We start from the raw sequence: 15,914 nt of genomic DNA, 5'->3' as shown, positions 1-15,914 counted from the left end.
GCTCACAGCTCCTTCGCCAGCCTGCGGATGAAGTCACGCGAACGATCGGGTTCGAGTGACACCGCTTCCAGCCTACGGAAGAGCGTTCGAAAGCGGCTGAGTTGGGCTTGGGCGTCGATGAATGCCGTGCCGTGCGGGCCGTCGCGTACCACGGTGTCCAAGTGGGGGACCGGGCCGCCCGCGTACACCATGGCGCTTCCGGCTCCGGGGAAGTCGTCCAGGTCGAGGGGGATGACGCGCACGGTGATGTGGGCGGCCTCGGAAAGGTCCAGTACTCGGGCGAGCTGGGCCCGTACGGCGGCCCGATCGCCGACCCTGATGCGCAGCGCCGCTTCGTGGATCACTGCCTCGTACGGGATCGGGTCGGGGCGCTCGATGATGACCCTTCGCGTCATCCGGTGTTGGACCCAACGCTCCACCTCTTCCTCCGGGAACTCCGGGTTCACGTAGGAGAAGAGCGCGCGGGAGTAGTCCTCGGTCTGCAACAGGCCCGGGATGTGCAGGAAGTCCACGTCCCACCGGTAGCTGGCGTGGTGCTCCAGCTCGGACAGATCCAGGAAGGGTGTGGGCAGGTATCCCCGGTACTGCTCCCACCAGCCGCGAGTTCGGTCGGTCGCCATGGCCACCAGGGCATCGATCAACTCGTTGTCCGAGCAGGCGTAGTTGGCGGCAAGCCGACGCAGTCGCTGCTCGCTGACGCCTGAGATCCCGGACTCGATCTGGCTCATCTGGACGGAACTCACGCCTAGGAGGCTCGCTGCCTCGGTGGCCTTGAGTCCCGCTGCTTCCCGGAGTTTGCGCAGCTCGGCGCCCAGGCGTACCTGGCGTGCCGTGGGGTGCCGTCGTGCTGGCACGGCGTCCTTCTTCCTTCAACGGCCTTGATGGGACGACTCGTTCGGGGGCCAGGCTACGCGATCCGCTTGCACGGACTGAAATTTATGCCCTACCGTCGGTGATGCGACGCACACGCTGCGGAATCTCCGGGATACCGGAAGCGCACCGCCCCGTCCTGCCATGACGGCTGCGGCACTGCCACCGCCCGGCGACCTCAACCCCCCAACCACCCGAACGGAGTTCACCCATGCCCGAAACCGACGCCCAGCCATGGGAGTACTGCCTCTACATCCCCAACGACCTGCGTGCGGTCACCGTCAGTCGCCGCACACTCCGTCTGATCCTCACCATGCACGGACTCATCGGCCTCGTCGATGTCGCCGAACTCCTCGCCGCGGAGTTGGTCTCCAATGCCGTACGGCATACGAAGGGGCCTGCCGCCCTCAGGGTGTGCTGGTCGGCGGGTGTCCTGCGGATCGGGGCGTGGGATGCCGACCCGGAGCCGCCCGAACCGCCGAGGGCACTGGACCAGAACACCGAGCTGGAGGAAGGGCGGGGGCTGGCGTTGGTGCGGGCGTGTGCCGACCTCTGGGGCTGGCATCCGCTGGCCAGACACGGCAATCGAGGCAAGTTCGTGTGGTGTGAGCTTGCCTCTGCGTGAGCGCCTGCCCGTCCGCTCAGTACTCGATCTCGCCGCGCCAGGCGTGGTCCAGCAGCGCCTTCGGCATGTACTCGGACTCGGCCTCCACGGCCAGGCCCTGGTCCCGGGCCAGACAGGCCATGGCCAGCGGGCCGAGGGCGACCAGGCTGTCGGCGCTGGTCGCCCGGTCCTCGTCGGCGGTCCAGTACTCCTTGTGCCGGCGCAGCGCGTCACCCAGTGCCTTGTCGAACTCCGCGGCGTCCTGGCGGATGACGCGGTACAGGAGGATGAGCGGCGGGTACAGGACCTTCGCCATCAGGTCCGCGTCCGCGTACTGAAGGGCCGCCGGGGCGGTGCCGTCGACCGCCGCGACCAGCTTGTCGCCCACGTCCTGGCGGCCGAGCCAGAAGCTCTGCAGCGTCTCCACCCAGGAGTAGGCGTACTCGTCGAACACGGCGCCGGAGTCACGCAGCAACGAGACGGGCACCTCGGCCAGGGCGCGCAGGCGGTCGTTGTCGCGGCAGACCATTGCCAGGTAGAAGGCGGTGACCCAGGTGCCGGCGTTCAGATGCGACTCGGGACCGGTGGCGGGCAGCGTGCGTTCCCGCTCCTTGATCCGGCAGGTGACGGTGGTGCCCTCGGGCGCGGTCGCCGCGGCGAACAGCGCGGCACCGGTCTGCATGGCGGTGACCCAGGCCTCCCAGGTCTCGAACCTCACCGCCTGCGGGTCGATCGCGCAGTGCTGCTGCGCCAGGCTGAGCGCCGCGCTCAGCGCCTGGGGCCGCAGGACCGGCGATTCGGCGAACTCGTCGCGGATCCAGCTCGCCGTCTCGCCGAGGGCGTCGAGAGTGTCCGGCACGTCGTCCGTCGCATACACGTGGCGGGGAACGGTCGTGGCCACGGACGCCTTCCTCCGGTGACGAACGGCTCAGGTGTCGAGCTCGCCGATCCAGGCACCTTCGACCAGTGCTTGGGGGAGGTAGTCCGACCGAACCTCGGCCGGGAAGTCGGCGTCGTGGCCCAGGCACGCCATGGCCAGCGGGGCGAGTGCCAGGAGTCCCTCGCTGCTGGAGGCGCGGTCCTCGTCGGCGGTCCAGTACTCCTTGTGCCAGCGCACGGCATCGGCGAGTGTCGCGTTGAACTGCTCGCTGTCCTGGCGCAGGTAGCGGTAGAAGAGTTCGAGCGGGGGATAGAGGATCTTCAGCATGAGCTCGGGACTGGCGATCACAGCCGTCTCCGGCTTGGTCCCGTCGACCGCGGCAACCAGCTTTTCGCTCACATTGCCGCGGTTGAGCCAATAGCTCTGCAGGGCGTCGATCCAGTCGTAGATGTACTCGTCGTACTCCGCCCCCGACTCCCTGAGGAGGGAGATCGGAACAGCGCACAGTTGCGTCATCCGATCCTGCTCTCGGCAGATGACGGCGAGCCAGAAAGCCTTGAGCCAGTTTCCGGCATTCGCGCTGTACTGCGGACCTGAGGCGGGGATGGACCTCAATTTCCCGGCGATGCGCGCTTCGACGCGGGCGTCGGACGCAGTGGCTGAGGCGAACAGTGCGGAACCGACCTGCATCGCCGCCACCCACGCTCGCCAAGTCGGAGAGTACTCGGCCAACGGGTCGCGGAGGCATCGCGCTTCTGCTTCGGTGAGTGTCATGAGGAAAGCCTGATCGAAATTCCTCGAATCCGCCTCGAGTTCATCGATGGCCTCAACGGCTCCCTCGTGGAGTAGTTCGCACCATCCTTCGGCATCATCGGCAGAGAAGTCGTGCCGAGTTACGATCACGGTCACCGTTCGGCTCCCTTTGCTGACGGTGTTCCGCCTTCGCTCGCTATCCGATTCGGATTCAGTAGTCGATCTCGCCGATCCAGGCATAGTCCAGGAGCGCCTTCGGCATGTACTCGGACTCGGCCTCCACGGCCAGGCCCTGGTCCCGGGCCAGACAGGCCATGGCCAGCGGGCCGAGGGCGACCAGGCTGTCGGCGCTGGTCGCCCGGTCCTCGTCGGCGGTCCAGTACTCCTTGTGCCGGCGCAGCGCGTCACCCAGTGCCTTGTCGAACTCCGCGGCGTCCTGGCGGATGACGCGGTACAGGAGGATGAGCGGCGGGTACAGGACCTTCGCCATCAGGTCCGCGTCCGCGTACTGAAGGGCCGCCGGGGCGGTGCCGTCGACCGCCGCGACGAGCTTGTCGCCCACGTCCTGGCGGCCGAGCCAGAAGCTCTGCAGCGTCTCCACCCAGGAGTAGACGTACTCGTCGAACACGGCGCCGGAGTCACGCAGCAACGAGACGGGCACCTCGGCCAGGGCCCGCAGGCGGTCGTTGTCACGGCAGACCATTGCCAGGTAGAAGGCGGTGACCCAGGTGCCGGCGTTCAGATGCGACTCGGGACCGGTGGCGGGCAGCGTGCGTTCCCGCTCCTTGATCCGGCAGGTGACGGTGGTGCCCTCGGGCGCGGTCGCCGCGGCGAACAGCGCGGCACCGGTCTGCATGGCGGTGACCCAGGCCTCCCAGGTCTCGAACTTCACCGCCTGCGGGTCGATCGCGCAGTGCTGCTGCGCCAGGCTGAGCGCCGTGCTCAGCGCCTGGGGGCGCAGGACCGGCGATTCGGCGAATTTGTCGAGGATCCAGTTCGCCGTCTCACCGAGGGCGTCGAGAGTCTCCGGCACGTCGCCTGTGGGGTACTCGTGGCGGGGAACGGTCGTGGCCACTGACGCCCTCCTCTAGTCGATCTTGTAGTTGATCGGGAACTGCTCCAGCGTGGCCCCGGTGTAGGTGCCGGGGTTCTCGTTGGCCTTCACCAGGACGTAGTCCAGCTTGCCATTCTCCCAGGCCCGCAGCAGGTCGCCCGCGATGCGGACGTCCGCGGCCTTGCGGCTCAGCATCTCGGCGATGATCGTGTGGACGTACTCCGAGGTGCCCTGCCGGACCATCCAGCCCTTGGCGGGGCCGGCTCCCTGACGCCAGATCAGGTCGCTCTTCGGCGCCTTCGCCTCGACGATCAGGTAGCTGCCGTCCTCCCGCTTGTACAACTGGTCGAACATGTTGGCGCCGTTGGGCGTCTTCGGCAGGGTCACCGGGGAGTAGTCCGCGTACCGCTCCGGGACGACGTGGACGCGGGCCGCGTCCTCGCCGAGGCGCTCGGGGATGGCGCTGTTGTTGGGTGTACCGGGGAGCCGTGCGTCGTAGTCCTTCTGGGCCTGGGCGAGAGCGTCCTGAAGGGCCTGGTCGCCCGGGTTCGCCTTGGCCGCCTTCTCCGCCGCGGTGAGTTCCCCGGCGACCTGGCGGTCCTTCGCCACACCGTTGAGATAGTCGGTCTGGTGCGTGTTGAGGGAGTTGGGGCTGATCGGCTCCGGGGCCATGCGCGTCGGCGGCTGCTTGGAGGGCATCGAGTCCCGGGCGATCCAGTTGCCGTTCGTGTCCTTGGCCAGGACGGGCAGGGGGTTGCCGCTCTTGTCGACCCCGTCGACGCTGTGCCGGTGGCCGTCCGTGCGGTAGTGGTCACTGAACCACTTCGGGTCGGTGTTGGCCTTGTGGATCTGATCGTCGACGATCTTCTGCTGTTCCTCGGCCGTCCGCGCCGGCTGTGACTCGTCGGCGGCACCCGCGCCCTCGTCCGCGGTGTTCGCGGGCATGCCCGCGTCGTCGCCGGTCCTGCCCACGTCGCCCAGGTCGTCGCCGATTCCGGGGAGCGCGTCGTCGCCGAACCGGGCGCCCAGGTCGTCCAGGGCGCTGGGGGAGATCGGACCGACGGGGCCGCCCGGGCCGCCGGGCCGCAGCCCGGTGTCCGCGCTGCCGGCGGCGGCGTTGTCCACGCTGTTGGCCGGGACGTGATCGCCCGGCCCGCCGGGAACGTTGTTGCCCGCCTGGGGGCCAGGAGCCGCGTTGTCCAGGCTGTTGGTCGGCAGGTTGCCCGCCACACCACCCGGGGTGTTGCCGGCGACTGCGCCCGGCGTGTTGTCGGCGACTCCTGCCGGACCCTCGACACGGTTGCCGGGAGCGCTCACGTCATCGCCGACGCGGCCGGCGTCGCCGACGTTGTCGAGGCCGTTGCCCAGGTTGATGTTCTGGGCCGCGTTGTCGGCGGCGTTGCCGGCGGCCTGGGCGGGGGCGCCCGCCATGGCGGGTTCCCTGACCGGGGCGGGCGTGTTCGGGGTGTCGGCGCCGGCGGCCGGGGAGTTCGGGCTGCCGGGCTGGTTGGTGATGTCGCCGGGCCCGTCCTGAACCTGCTGAAGAACCTTGCCGTTCTCGTCGAGGAAGTTGCCGGCCGGGTCGTAGTAGCGCGCCGGGGCACCGTCCTCGGTGGGCAGCTTCGTAGAGCCCTCCGGCAGCACCGGGGTGTCGTCCGGCAGTTTGATGTTGCCGTCGGGCAGCTTGGTCGCCCCTTCCGGGATCGCCGCCCCCTCCGGCAACCGCACCGTCCCGTCCGGGAGTTTCAGCGCGCCCTCCGGCAGCGTGATCGCGTTCTCCGGGAGGGCGGGGATGTCGATGTTGCCGACGCCCTTGAGCGCCGCGCTGATGTCGCCGATCTTCGACAGGCCCGCGCCCGCGCCCTTGGCGATGTAGGTCATCGGGTCGATGACCTTGCCCGCCTTGCCGGCCGCGGAGAGCACCTTGGCGACCGCGCCCGCCTTGCCGGCACCGGCCACGCCGGCACCGGCGCCGCCCGTGAACACGGTCGTCAGGACGTTGAAGGTGACCGCGCCGGCCGCACGGCCGGGGTTCTTCCCCCACTCGTCCCACGCCACCAGCGCCTTGCCCGTCTCCTTCATCGCCGTACGCGAATCACGGATCCAGGACGGCAACTTGTCGTCCGGCAACGTCCAGAACAGCGCGCCCGCACCGGGGATGGAGGAGATCACCAGACCGGTCGCCAGCTGCGCGAGGCCCTTCCAGGCCTGGCCCATCGCGTCCCAGCCACCGAAGCCGACCAGGGTGCCGAGGCCCTTGATGGTGCCCCACACACCGTCCACGATCAGGCCGTCCCACACGAAGGACTTCACCCAGTGGCCGACCTCGTACCAGTGGTGCTTCTCCTCCACCGGGTCGCCCCACGGCACCTGGGCGTTCTTCATGTCCTCGGCGTTGAACCCGTACTGGTCCGTACGCTCGGAGCCGTCCCCAGCGACCATCTGGGTGCCGCCCCACAACGCGGTGATCTTGTTGTGGGCGGTGCGTTCCGCCGCCCAGAACGCCGCCACCGTCGCGGTGATGTCGTCCCGGATCTGGTTGTGCTCGTCGACCTTGTCCTCGTCGTACTCCCACTCGTCGTCGTCCTTGACGGACCCGACGAACGCCGTGGCCTGGGTCTTCAGTTGCTCCAGCTTGTCGACGAGAGGCCGGATCTCGGTGGCGTACGACGACAGGGCGGAAGACACCGACTCGAGGTCGTCCGCGAACGCGTCCGCCCGGTCCTGCACCGGCTTCGTCGTCGCGAAGAGCTGCTCCGCCTCCGGGGCGGTGTAGTACGCAGACAGGCCCTGGAACTGGGAGTGCACGTCCCCGGCGGTCTTGCGGACGTTGCCCGCGTCCTTCTTCAGCTCCGCGCAGTCGGTCTCCAGCTGCGGCAGATTGCCAGTGAACTGCGGTATCTCCCCCGGTTTGAGCACGCTGTCCCTCGCCCCCCGTTACTCCCAGACGTCGCCGACTCGAGCATCTGAATCAATTGACGCGTTGCGTCCGTCGGCCGGTTCCAGCCTACGAGCGGAACGGCTGTTTCGGGAGGGGGAGTTGAGAGCACACACGCCCCAGCACCTCATCCCTCGGCCCCGCCATCCCTCAGCCCCGCCTCCTCCGCCGCGCCCGGTACATCTGCCACGTCACGAACAGCAGCGGCAGTTCCAGTACCCAGATGCCGGCCACCGCGTCCCACTCCGGGTTCACGGCCCCGGCCTCGTCCGCGGTGACCAGCACGCAGAGCAGGCCCCAGACAACCGCCACCACGCCCACGAGCCACAGCCCAAGCGTCCAGCCCCACGTCGACCGGCCCCCTTCGCTCCCGGAAGAGGCCGCTTTCCGCTCCCTCGGCCGCGGGATCTGCTCCGGGGCCCTCGCGGGCATCCGTACCACCGCCACCTCCGGCACCGCCGCGTCGATCGCCGCTATGCGCTCCGGCGTCACACCCCGGTACAGGGTCGGCTCGACGGTCACCGCGAAGCCGTCGAGGCCGGTCAGGGCACGGGCCCCGTCCGGGCGGGCGGTCATCGCCGCGCAGGCGTCGTAGCGCACGGTCACCGGGCCGCCCGGAGTCGTCAGGGTGACGCCCTCCGCGCCTATGACCAGGGTGACCTGGTCGCCCCCCAGGGACTGGTGCCGGGTGCCGGTGACCGCGTCCCGGGAGTACTGCGGCGCGAGGGTGCAGCCCGCCCAGTCGGCGCCCCCGCGGCCAGGGACCTGGAGCAGGCCCGACGCCCACGCCTCCCGGGCCACCTCGCGCAGGTCGGCGACCGTCACGGCGTCCAGTTCGGCCTTGTGCTCGTCGGGGGAGAGGAGGCGGTGGCCGAGGAGGAGGTTGAGGGCGTAGGAGGGGAGGGCGGCGGCGCCGAGGTCGGGACCGTCGTACATCTTCATGATCTTGCCGCGTACCGAGTCGAGTTCGGACTGTTCGATGCGACCCGCCCGCAGCCGGGCGAGGGTGTCGACGAACCCTCCGACCACCGCGTCCTGCTTCTTCGGCAGGGCGTCGGCATACGCCGTGAGCGTCGCGAACCCGGCGTCGCGCAGGGTGTAGTCGGCCTCCGCCGTGTACGAGTAGCCGCCCTCCTGACGCAGGTCCTGGAAGAGGGCGCGGCCGAGGACGTCGGCGAAGACGGAGGCGGCGGTGGAGCGGCGCACGACGGCGTTGAAGACGACGTGGCCGTCGTCGCCGTGGATGTACGCCGGGGTGGTCGGCAGCGCGGTGGAGGCCGCCGGCGCCGGGAAGCGGGTGCCCGCGGGGAGGGTGAGGTCCAGGCCCTCCGGCACCGCGTCGCTCGTCATCCACAGCACCGCGTTGTCCCGGGTGAAGCGGGTCTCGGCCCAGTGCCGGACCTGTTCGGCCGTCAGGTCCCAGGTGCCGAGTTCGTTGTAGCTGGACAGGCCGTAGCCCTGGGCGCCGTAACGCCACAGCGGGAGCTGGGAGTCGGCGCCGCCACCGCGGCTCGCGGCCTCCGTGCGGAGGATCTCCTTCTCGGTCTCCAGGCGGTCCAGCGGCAGGTCGCGCAGGGCGGCGCAGACGCCGTTCAGATGGGCGACCACCTCCTCCTCGCTGCCGGTGACGTGGAAGAGCGTGTACGCGTTCGCCGTGGCGCCGTTGTAGTGCAGGTCGGTCAGGCCCAGGCGGTGCAGGGCGAGGTGTTCGACGAGGTGGGTGATCCCGGAGGTGGCCAGGGTCTCGTCGGCACGGCCCACACGGAAGAAGAGGCCCGCGGTGATCTCACCCTGCCGGGAGGGGGCGTAGAGGGTGGGGATGCCGTGGGTGGTGGTGTGGGACAGCACGTCCTTGAGCGCGTCGAGGCCGTCCGTGTCGTGCAGTTCCGCCGTCATGTGCAGCCCCGTGGTCCCGTGTCGTTCCGTCTGTCGTTCCGTCGGTCGTTCCGTCTGTGGCGCTGTCCGAGACTCTGCCTGGTGCTCTGTCCGGTGCTCTGTCGTCATCTGTCGGTCCCCCTTCAGAGCGTCGCCAGCGCCGACTTGCGGTACTTCACGAACGCGCCCCTCGGATCGGGCAGGTACGACCACGGGAAGTCCGAGGCCCGGTCGCCGAGCGCGGTGAAGTGCGGCAGCGCGTCCTCGAAGTGGCCGCCGAGCGAGAACGCCATCGCGAACGCGCTGTGCGCGCCGAGCCCGTACCAGCCGGGCCGGTAGGCGGGGTGCAGCACGGACACCTGGGCGGCGAAGCGCAGGTCGTCGCGGACCGGGAGGCCGCGCATGTACGCGCCGGCCTCGCTGCCTTCGAGGTCCATCCAGTGCTCCAGGTGCGCGAGCGCGACCAGGGCGCCGGCGTGCGAGCCGTCGGGGGCGGCGGCCGCGGCCTCCCGGGCGAAACCGTGCGCGGCGTCCCAGGAACCGCCCCACTTCGGGCACAGCTGCTGGAGCAGCTGCAACTGCGCCGGGTGGTGGTGCGAGTGGTGGGCGGACAGGCGGTCGTAGCGGCGGCGGGCCTCGGACTGCCCGAGGGACAGGCCCCGGGCGGTGATCAGGCGGACGGTCCAGGCCGGGGCGTACCCCGGCTGCTCCGCGCAGACGTCGATCAGGATCCGCTCGGCCCGCCGCAGCCAGTCGTGGAACTGGTCGAACTGCTCCCGGGAGACGTGCTTGGCGCGGAGGTCGCTGCGGATGCCCCAGCCGATGCGGACGTACCGGTCGGCGAGCAGGGTGCGGGGAAGCGGGTCCGCCGGACGGTCCGCCACGGCCTTCTCCAGCATGCCCTCGACGCCGTCCGTCTCCGCGAGGAGCCCCATGGCGAAGGTGACCTTCTCGGCCGAGCCGAGGGACGTGAAGTACGCCTGGACCGCGGGCCAGTGGCCCTGCTCGGCGGCGCTGCGCAGGGGGACGAGCTCGGGAAGTGTCACGTACGGATCGAAGGACGGCCCCGATGCGCCGGCGGACCGTTTGCCGCCGCTGCCACTGCCGGTACTGCTCATGCCTGTTCCGCCCCCTGGTGATCCCCGGACGCCGACGCGCCGACCGGCCCCCAGAGCCCCCCACGGTGCGATGACGTATGTGATGTCGATCTGTTGAAGTCGCCGCAGGCTAACAGTCGGCTGTGACACACGCGTCGGCGGAGGCGCCGGTCGTAGGGTGCTCGGCATGAGCATCATCGGTGTCGGGATCGACGTGGCGGAGATCGACCGGTTCGCGGCGTCGCTGGAGCGTACGCCCCAGATGGCACGGCGTCTGTTCCTGGACAGCGAGTTGCTGCTGCCGAGCGGGGAGCGTCGGGGTGTCGCCTCGCTCGCGGCGCGGTTCGCGGCCAAGGAGGCGCTCGCCAAGGCGCTGGGCGCCCCGGCGGGGCTGCACTGGACGGATGCCGAGGTCTACGTCGAGGACAGCGGGCAGCCCCGGCTGCGGGTGACGGGGACCGTGGCGGCGCGGGCGGCGGAGCTGGGCGTGCGGTCGTGGCACGTGTCGCTGAGCCATGACGCGGGGGTGGCCTCGGCGGTTGTCGTCGCGGAGGGGTGACAGGCCCTCAGCCCGCCGGGGCCACCCGTCGTACGGACCGTCAGCAGATCGACTGGCTGCTGTTGACCAGGGTGTTGTTGCGGAACGTGGTGTTCGTGCCGCAGGGGTTCTCCCGGATCGAGGAGTTGGTCACCCTCAGGTTCTGGACGACGATGTCCGAGTTGTTGGGGAACTCCGAGCGGGCCGCGAGGCGTATCTCGCCGCCGCCGGTGACCGTGCCGCTCTGCGCGGCGAGGTTCACGTTGTAGCAGTTCTCGATCAGGACCGCGTTGTTGCCGGTGTTGGAGAGCGTCACCCTGTCGATGACCGCGCCGCCGCTCTCCGACACGCAGAAGACGCCGCGTCCGCCGCCGCGCGCGATGACCTCGCCGACGCGGATGTTGGTGGGGTAGCCGCTGCCGACGCGGCCGTTGCGGTTGGCCATGCGGAAGGCCGCGTACCCGGTGCCGGTGCCGGCGTTCTCCGCGTCCACCTTGGTGACGGTGGCGTTGATGGTCTGGTTGAGCAGGAGGCCCGACTCGCCCACGTTGCGTGCCGTCACCGTGCCGACGGTGAGGCCGTCGACGCCGTACGTCTCGACCGCGTGGCTGGAGGCGCCGGAGACGTACGCGTTGTCGATGCGGACGTTGCGCGTCCACTGGCTGGTGTCGCCGCGGTTGTCGATACGCACGCCGAGGCCCGCGGACAGGCGCATGTCGAGCTGCCCGAGGACCACGTTCTGGACGTTGCGCAGGAAGACGCCGTAGAGCGGGCTGCCGGTGAGGTTGAGGTGCTGGACCTCGATGTCGCGGGTGCCGCGGGAGTAGACCGGGGCCTGGTCGCCGGAACCGGTGCCGGTGACGTTGATGGTGCCGCAGACGTCCAGGGCCGTGTAGCTGGGGAGCGAGATGCGCGAGCCGGCGGACATCGAGCCCGAGCCGCGGACCACGACCCGTTCCTTGGCGGTGCGGCCGGCGGTGAGGCTGTTGACCGCCGCCTGGACCGCCGCGCGCAGGTCGGTGCCGGTGTAGACGGTCGAACTGCCGCGCCGGGCGGTCCAGGTGCTGCCGTTGAGTACGGCCTCGGCCTGGTAGGAGCCCTCGCCGCAGGCGGCCGCCGCGGCCGGTGCGGGGGCGGCGGTGGCCGGAGCGGTGAGGGTGCCGACGGCGGTCAGGAGGGCGGCTGTACCGGCGGCGGCGATGAGTGCGGCTCTGCGTCCCATGGGGAGGCGTCCTCTCGTGGAACTTCGTCGAATCGATTCGACTGAATCGATTCATCCGGTGGGGGCCGGTGAGTTTGGCAAAGGGGTGGCAAAGGGTCAATGGCTGTGACGAGGTTCGTGCCGTACGGGGGAGACTCGAACGCATGCGTACTGCGTACAGCGTGGAGACGGTCAGGACCGCCGAACGGGAGCTGATGGCACGGCTCCCCGACGGGGCGTTGATGCAGCGGGCGGCAGCCGGACTCGCCGCCGCCTGCGCGGACTTGCTGGGGCGGGTGTACGGCCGCCGGATCGTCCTGCTGGTCGGCAGCGGCGACAACGGCGGCGACGCCCTGTACGCCGGGGCCCGGCTGGCGCGGCGAGGAGCCGGGGTCACGGCGGTGCTCCTGGCGCCCGAACGCACCCACGCCGGCGGGCTTGCCGCGCTGCGGCGGGCCGGTGGCGGGGTGGCGGCGCACCGGGAGGCGGACGGTGGCAGCGTGGCGCCGAGCAGGCAGGTGGACGGTGGCGGGGTGGTGCCGAGCGGGCAGTCGGACGGCAGCCACGACTTCCCGCGCACCGCCGCCGACCTGATCGACCGGGCCGACCTCGTGGTCGACGGGATCGTCGGCATCGGCGCCAAGGGGCCGTTGCGGCCGGACGCGGCGCCACTGGCCGCGCTGGTTTCGCAGTCACGGGCCGCCGTTGTCGCCGTCGACCTGCCGAGCGGCGTCGATCCCGACAGCGGCGAGGTCGACGGCACCGCGATCCGGGCCGACCTGACCGTCACGTTCGGGACGCACAAGCCGGGGCTGCTCGTCGACCCGGGGCGGGAGTACGCCGGTTCGGTACGGCTCGTCGACATCGGGCTGTCGCTGCCCGGTGAGCCCGCGCTGGAGGCCTTGCAGCACGCGGATGTGGCGCGGTTGTTGCCGGTGCCGGGGGCCGAGAGCGACAAGTACCGGCGGGGGGTCGTCGGGATCGCCGCCGGGTCCGCACGCTATCCGGGGGCTGCCGTGCTCGCCGTCTCGGGGGCGCTGCGGGGCGGGGCCGGGGCCGTGCGGTACGTCGGGCCCGCGGCGGACGCCGTCATCGCGCGCTTTCCCGAGACGCTGGTGTCGGACCGGGGGCCGCGGAAGGCGGGGCGGGTGCAGGCGTGGGTCGTCGGGCCGGGGGCGGGGGACGACGCCTCGACGGTGGCGGAGGTGCTGGCGGCGGACGTGCCGGTGCTGATCGACGCGGACGGGCTGCGGCTGGCCGAGGTGGACGCCGTGCGGGGGCGTGGCGCGCCGACCCTGATGACCCCTCATGCCGGGGAGGCCGCCGCGCTGCTCGGGGTGGCGCGGGAGGAGGTCGAGCGGGCTCGGCTGGACTCCGTGCGGGAGCTGGCCGGGCGGTACGGGGCGACCGTGCTGCTGAAGGGGTCGACGACGGTGGTGGCCGACGCGGGGGGCGGCGGGGCGGTGCGGGTGAACCCCACGGGGACGTCGTGGCTGGCCACGGCGGGCAGTGGGGATGTGCTGTCGGGACTGGCCGGGTCGTTGCTGGCGGCGGGGTTGTCGGCGCTGGACGCGGGGAGTGTGGGGGCGTATCTGCATGGGCTCGCGGGGAGGCTGGCGGCGGAGGGGGCGCCGGTGGGGGCGCATGATGTGGCGGCGGTCTTGCCTCGGGCATGGCGGGATGTCGTGCGGGGCTGAAGCGGTGGTTTGGTGGCGGTGCCGGGGGTGAGGGGTGCCCTCCGGGGGTTTTCGCCCCCGCCGCCCCTTCCCGTCCCGTCCCTGGGGGCTGCCGCCCCCAGACCCCCGCTTCGGCCTGAACGGCCGTGTCCTCAAAAGCCGGACGGGCTGTGGGGGAGTGCTCGGCAATAAGGGTGACCCCACCGCGCGGCAGCGCCCTCGTGCTGGGGGCCCGCGATTCTCTGATCGCATGATCAGCACACGTGTTGTCCCCAGGTTCGCCCCTCGATGTGTCGCCGTACTCCTCGTCGCCGCCACCGCCCTGCCCGTCGGGGCCGCCTCCGCCGAACCGGCGCCGCCGGCCGCCGGGTCCGAGGCCGAGCTGGTGCCCGGTGTTCCGCCGGGGCCGTATCAGCCGTGGCAGGTCGACACGCCCGATCAGGCGTTGCCGCCGAGGGTGTACGAGCCCACTGCGGAGGAGGACGCGGTGGAGCCGCGCGGGGCGGCGCCGGGGACGTATGAGCTGGTCGAGTACGTGCCGTTGGCCGATGCTGTCGCGGGGGTGACGTGCAGCAGGCTGACCGGGCCGTATCAGCGGCAGGTGGAGCGGTGGCTGAAGCGGACGGTGGACGGGAAGCAGTCGGCGGGGGACTGCAAGGCGATCCGGGCGTTTCAGGTGCAGCAGAAGATCAAGCCCGCCATCGGGTTCGCCGGGCCGGTGACCTGGGCGCGGATGCAGCTCATCTCCGCGAGGAAGAATCCGAACGCCGCGAAGAAGTGTCCCGTCAGGGCCCATCGGGTCGCCTGTGTCGATCTCACTCGGCAGCTGACCTGGGTGCAGAAGGGCGAGAAGGTCGTGTACGGACCCGTGCCCATGCGCAGTGGGCGGGCCGGGTACCGGACGCGGGCCGGGTGGCACACGATCTACTGGCGGCACAAGAACCACGTGTCGACGCTCTACAACCAGCCCATGCCGTACTCCCAGTTCTTCAGCGGCGGGCAGGCCTTCCACGCCGTCTACGGCAGCATCTTCACCACCGTCGGCTCCATGGGCTGCGTCAACCTGAGCCTCGGCGACGCGCGCACGCTGTGGGGTGTGCTGAAGAAGGGCGACCGGGTGTACGTGTGGGGGCGAAGGTCCGGAACGTAGGCGTCCGGCGGTCCTGTCGGACCCCTCTGAGACACTGGGGGCGCCATGACTGAGACAGCACCTGCCCCGACCGCACCGCTGCGGGCCCGCGCCGAGATCGACCTGGCCGCGCTGCGGGCCAACGTGCGGAGCCTGCGTACCCGTGCCGCGGGGGCGGCCGTCATGGCCGTGGTGAAGTCCGACGCGTACGGCCACGGGGCGGTCCCGTGTGCTCGCGCGGCGGTGCGGGCCGGGGCGACCTGGCTCGGTACGGCCACGCCCGAGGAGGCCCTCGCCCTGCGGGCCGCCGGGCTGGACGGCCGCATCATGTGCTGGCTCTGGACACCCGGCGGGCCCTGGCGGGCTGCCGTCGACGCCGACCTCGACATCTCGGTGAGTGCGATGTGGGCCCTTCGGGAGGTCACCGAGGCGGCTCGCGGTGCCCGTACTCCCGCCCGCGTGCAGCTCAAGGCTGACACCGGGCTGGGGCGCAACGGCTGTCAGCCCGGCGAGGACTGGGCCGAGCTGGTCGGAGAGGCGCTGAAGGCCGAGCGCGAAGGGCTGGTCCGGATCACCGGGCTCTGGTCGCACTTCGCCTGCGCCGACGAACCCGGGCATCCCTCCATCGCCGCCCAGCTCACCCGTTTCCGGGAGATGGTGGCGTACGCGGAGGGTCAGGGCGTGCGGCCCGAGGTGCGGCACATCGCCAACTCGCCGGCCGCGCTCACCCTTCCCGAGGCCCACTTCGACCTCGTACGGACCGGGATCGCGGTCTACGGGATCTCGCCGAGCCCCGAGGTCGGCAGCCCCGCCGACTTCGGGCTGCGTCCGGTCATGACGCTCTCGGCGTCCGTCGCGCTCGTCAAGCACGTGCCGGGCGGCCACGGCGTCAGTTACGGGCACCACTACGTCACGCCGGGCGAGACGACCCTCGGCCTGGTGCCCGTCGGCTACGCGGACGGCATTCCACGGCACGCCTCCGGAACCGGCCCCGTGCTGGTCGGCGGCAAGTGGCGGACGGTCGCGGGGCGGGTCGCCATGGACCAGTTCGTCGTCGACCTGGGCGGTGACGAGCCCGAAGCGGGTGCGGCCGCCGTGCTGTTCGGGCCGGGTGACCGTGGTGAGCCCACCGCCGAGGACTGGGCACAGGCCGCGGGGACCATCGCGTACGAGATCGTCACCCGGATCGGAACGCGCGTTCCCCGCGTCTATGTGAATGAGGAACCAGTCGGGTAACCCGCAAGGGCGCGGAAGAACAGCACGCCCGGCATCACCCGGCATCACCCGGCATCACCCGGC

At 71.0% G+C, this 15,914-nt stretch carries 13 protein-coding genes; 5 read left to right on the top strand and 8 right to left on the bottom strand.

From position 1 onward, the window contains the following. Positions 1-2 precede the first annotated feature (2 nt). Complete coding sequence (locus KUM49_RS03750) at positions 3-854, bottom strand: helix-turn-helix transcriptional regulator (RefSeq protein WP_217235210.1); 852 nt, start codon at positions 852-854, stop codon at positions 3-5. A 227-nt stretch (positions 855-1,081) separates the two neighbouring features. Here KUM49_RS03750 and KUM49_RS03745 point away from each other — a divergent pair, with 227 nt between their 5' ends. After that, complete coding sequence (locus KUM49_RS03745; RefSeq protein ID WP_217235209.1) at positions 1,082-1,495, top strand: ATP-binding protein; 414 nt, start codon at positions 1,082-1,084, stop codon at positions 1,493-1,495. A gap of 16 nt (positions 1,496-1,511) precedes the next feature. Here the strand turns inward: KUM49_RS03745 and KUM49_RS03740 are convergent, their stop codons facing one another. The 6 genes from KUM49_RS03740 to KUM49_RS03715 form a co-directional block, all read right to left on the bottom strand. Beyond that, complete coding sequence (locus tag KUM49_RS03740; protein ID WP_308406540.1) at positions 1,512-2,375, bottom strand: immunity 49 family protein; 864 nt, start codon at positions 2,373-2,375, stop codon at positions 1,512-1,514. Positions 2,376-2,402: 27 nt separating this feature from the next. Continuing rightward, positions 2,403-3,263 (bottom strand): immunity 49 family protein, encoded by an 861-nt coding sequence (locus tag KUM49_RS03735; RefSeq protein ID WP_308406539.1) that lies wholly within the window; start codon positions 3,261-3,263, stop codon positions 2,403-2,405. Positions 3,264-3,318: 55 nt separating this feature from the next. Continuing rightward, positions 3,319-4,182 carry an immunity 49 family protein gene (locus KUM49_RS03730; protein ID WP_308406538.1) on the bottom strand — a complete coding sequence of 288 codons (864 nt, stop codon included), beginning with the start codon at positions 4,180-4,182 and terminating at the stop codon, positions 3,319-3,321. A 12-nt stretch (positions 4,183-4,194) separates the two neighbouring features. Next, positions 4,195-7,080 (bottom strand): hypothetical protein, encoded by a 2,886-nt coding sequence (locus tag KUM49_RS48000; protein ID WP_308406537.1) that lies wholly within the window; start codon positions 7,078-7,080, stop codon positions 4,195-4,197. A 169-nt stretch (positions 7,081-7,249) separates the two neighbouring features. Beyond that, the gene (locus tag KUM49_RS03720; RefSeq protein WP_217235208.1) at positions 7,250-8,995 is read right to left on the bottom strand and encodes an insulinase family protein; all 1,746 of its coding nucleotides are present in this window, start codon (positions 8,993-8,995) and stop codon (positions 7,250-7,252) included. Positions 8,996-9,117: 122 nt separating this feature from the next. Further along, the gene (locus KUM49_RS03715) at positions 9,118-10,020 is read right to left on the bottom strand and encodes a hypothetical protein (RefSeq protein ID WP_308406536.1); all 903 of its coding nucleotides are present in this window, start codon (positions 10,018-10,020) and stop codon (positions 9,118-9,120) included. A 238-nt stretch (positions 10,021-10,258) separates the two neighbouring features. Between KUM49_RS03715 and KUM49_RS03710 the strand changes: the two genes are divergently transcribed. Continuing rightward, on the top strand, positions 10,259-10,630 hold the full coding sequence (locus tag KUM49_RS03710; protein ID WP_217235206.1) for a holo-ACP synthase: 372 nt from the start codon (positions 10,259-10,261) through the stop codon (positions 10,628-10,630). Between the two features lie 40 nt (positions 10,631-10,670). On the opposite strand, the gene KUM49_RS03705 is transcribed toward KUM49_RS03710, so the two are convergent. Then, positions 10,671-11,831 carry a hypothetical protein gene (locus KUM49_RS03705; RefSeq protein WP_217235205.1) on the bottom strand — a complete coding sequence of 387 codons (1,161 nt, stop codon included), beginning with the start codon at positions 11,829-11,831 and terminating at the stop codon, positions 10,671-10,673. 143 nt (positions 11,832-11,974) lie between these two features. Between KUM49_RS03705 and KUM49_RS03700 the strand changes: the two genes are divergently transcribed. From KUM49_RS03700 to alr, 3 genes are all read left to right on the top strand, one after another. Then, the gene (locus KUM49_RS03700; protein ID WP_217235204.1) at positions 11,975-13,507 is read left to right on the top strand and encodes an NAD(P)H-hydrate dehydratase; all 1,533 of its coding nucleotides are present in this window, start codon (positions 11,975-11,977) and stop codon (positions 13,505-13,507) included. Between the two features lie 229 nt (positions 13,508-13,736). Further along, on the top strand, positions 13,737-14,636 hold the full coding sequence (locus KUM49_RS03695) for a L,D-transpeptidase (RefSeq protein WP_217235203.1): 900 nt from the start codon (positions 13,737-13,739) through the stop codon (positions 14,634-14,636). Positions 14,637-14,681: 45 nt separating this feature from the next. Continuing rightward, entirely contained in the window at positions 14,682-15,851 is a 1,170-nt protein-coding gene (gene alr, locus KUM49_RS03690) for an alanine racemase (RefSeq protein ID WP_217235202.1), read from the top strand. Positions 15,852-15,914 lie beyond the last annotated feature (63 nt).

The sequence above is a fragment of the Streptomyces sp. AC555_RSS877 genome, assembly GCF_019049245.1.
Taxonomy (GTDB): domain Bacteria; phylum Actinomycetota; class Actinomycetes; order Streptomycetales; family Streptomycetaceae; genus Streptomyces.
This window is presented reverse-complemented; position numbering and strand designations above follow the sequence as displayed.

What these genes read in the sequence shown, in the direction of transcription:
- KUM49_RS03705 (WP_217235205.1), bottom strand. Translation starts at nt 11,831, where the DNA reads ATGGGACGCAGAGCCGCACTCATCGCCGCCGCCGGTACAGCCGCCCTC.
- KUM49_RS03700 (WP_217235204.1), top strand. Translation starts at nt 11,975, where the DNA reads ATGCGTACTGCGTACAGCGTGGAGACGGTCAGGACCGCCGAACGGGAG.
- KUM49_RS03695 (WP_217235203.1), top strand. Translation starts at nt 13,737, where the DNA reads ATGATCAGCACACGTGTTGTCCCCAGGTTCGCCCCTCGATGTGTCGCC.
- KUM49_RS03710 (WP_217235206.1), top strand. Translation starts at nt 10,259, where the DNA reads ATGAGCATCATCGGTGTCGGGATCGACGTGGCGGAGATCGACCGGTTC.
- alr (WP_217235202.1), top strand. Translation starts at nt 14,682, where the DNA reads ATGACTGAGACAGCACCTGCCCCGACCGCACCGCTGCGGGCCCGCGCC.
- KUM49_RS03745 (WP_217235209.1), top strand. Translation starts at nt 1,082, where the DNA reads ATGCCCGAAACCGACGCCCAGCCATGGGAGTACTGCCTCTACATCCCC.
- KUM49_RS03720 (WP_217235208.1), bottom strand. Translation starts at nt 8,995, where the DNA reads ATGACGGCGGAACTGCACGACACGGACGGCCTCGACGCGCTCAAGGAC.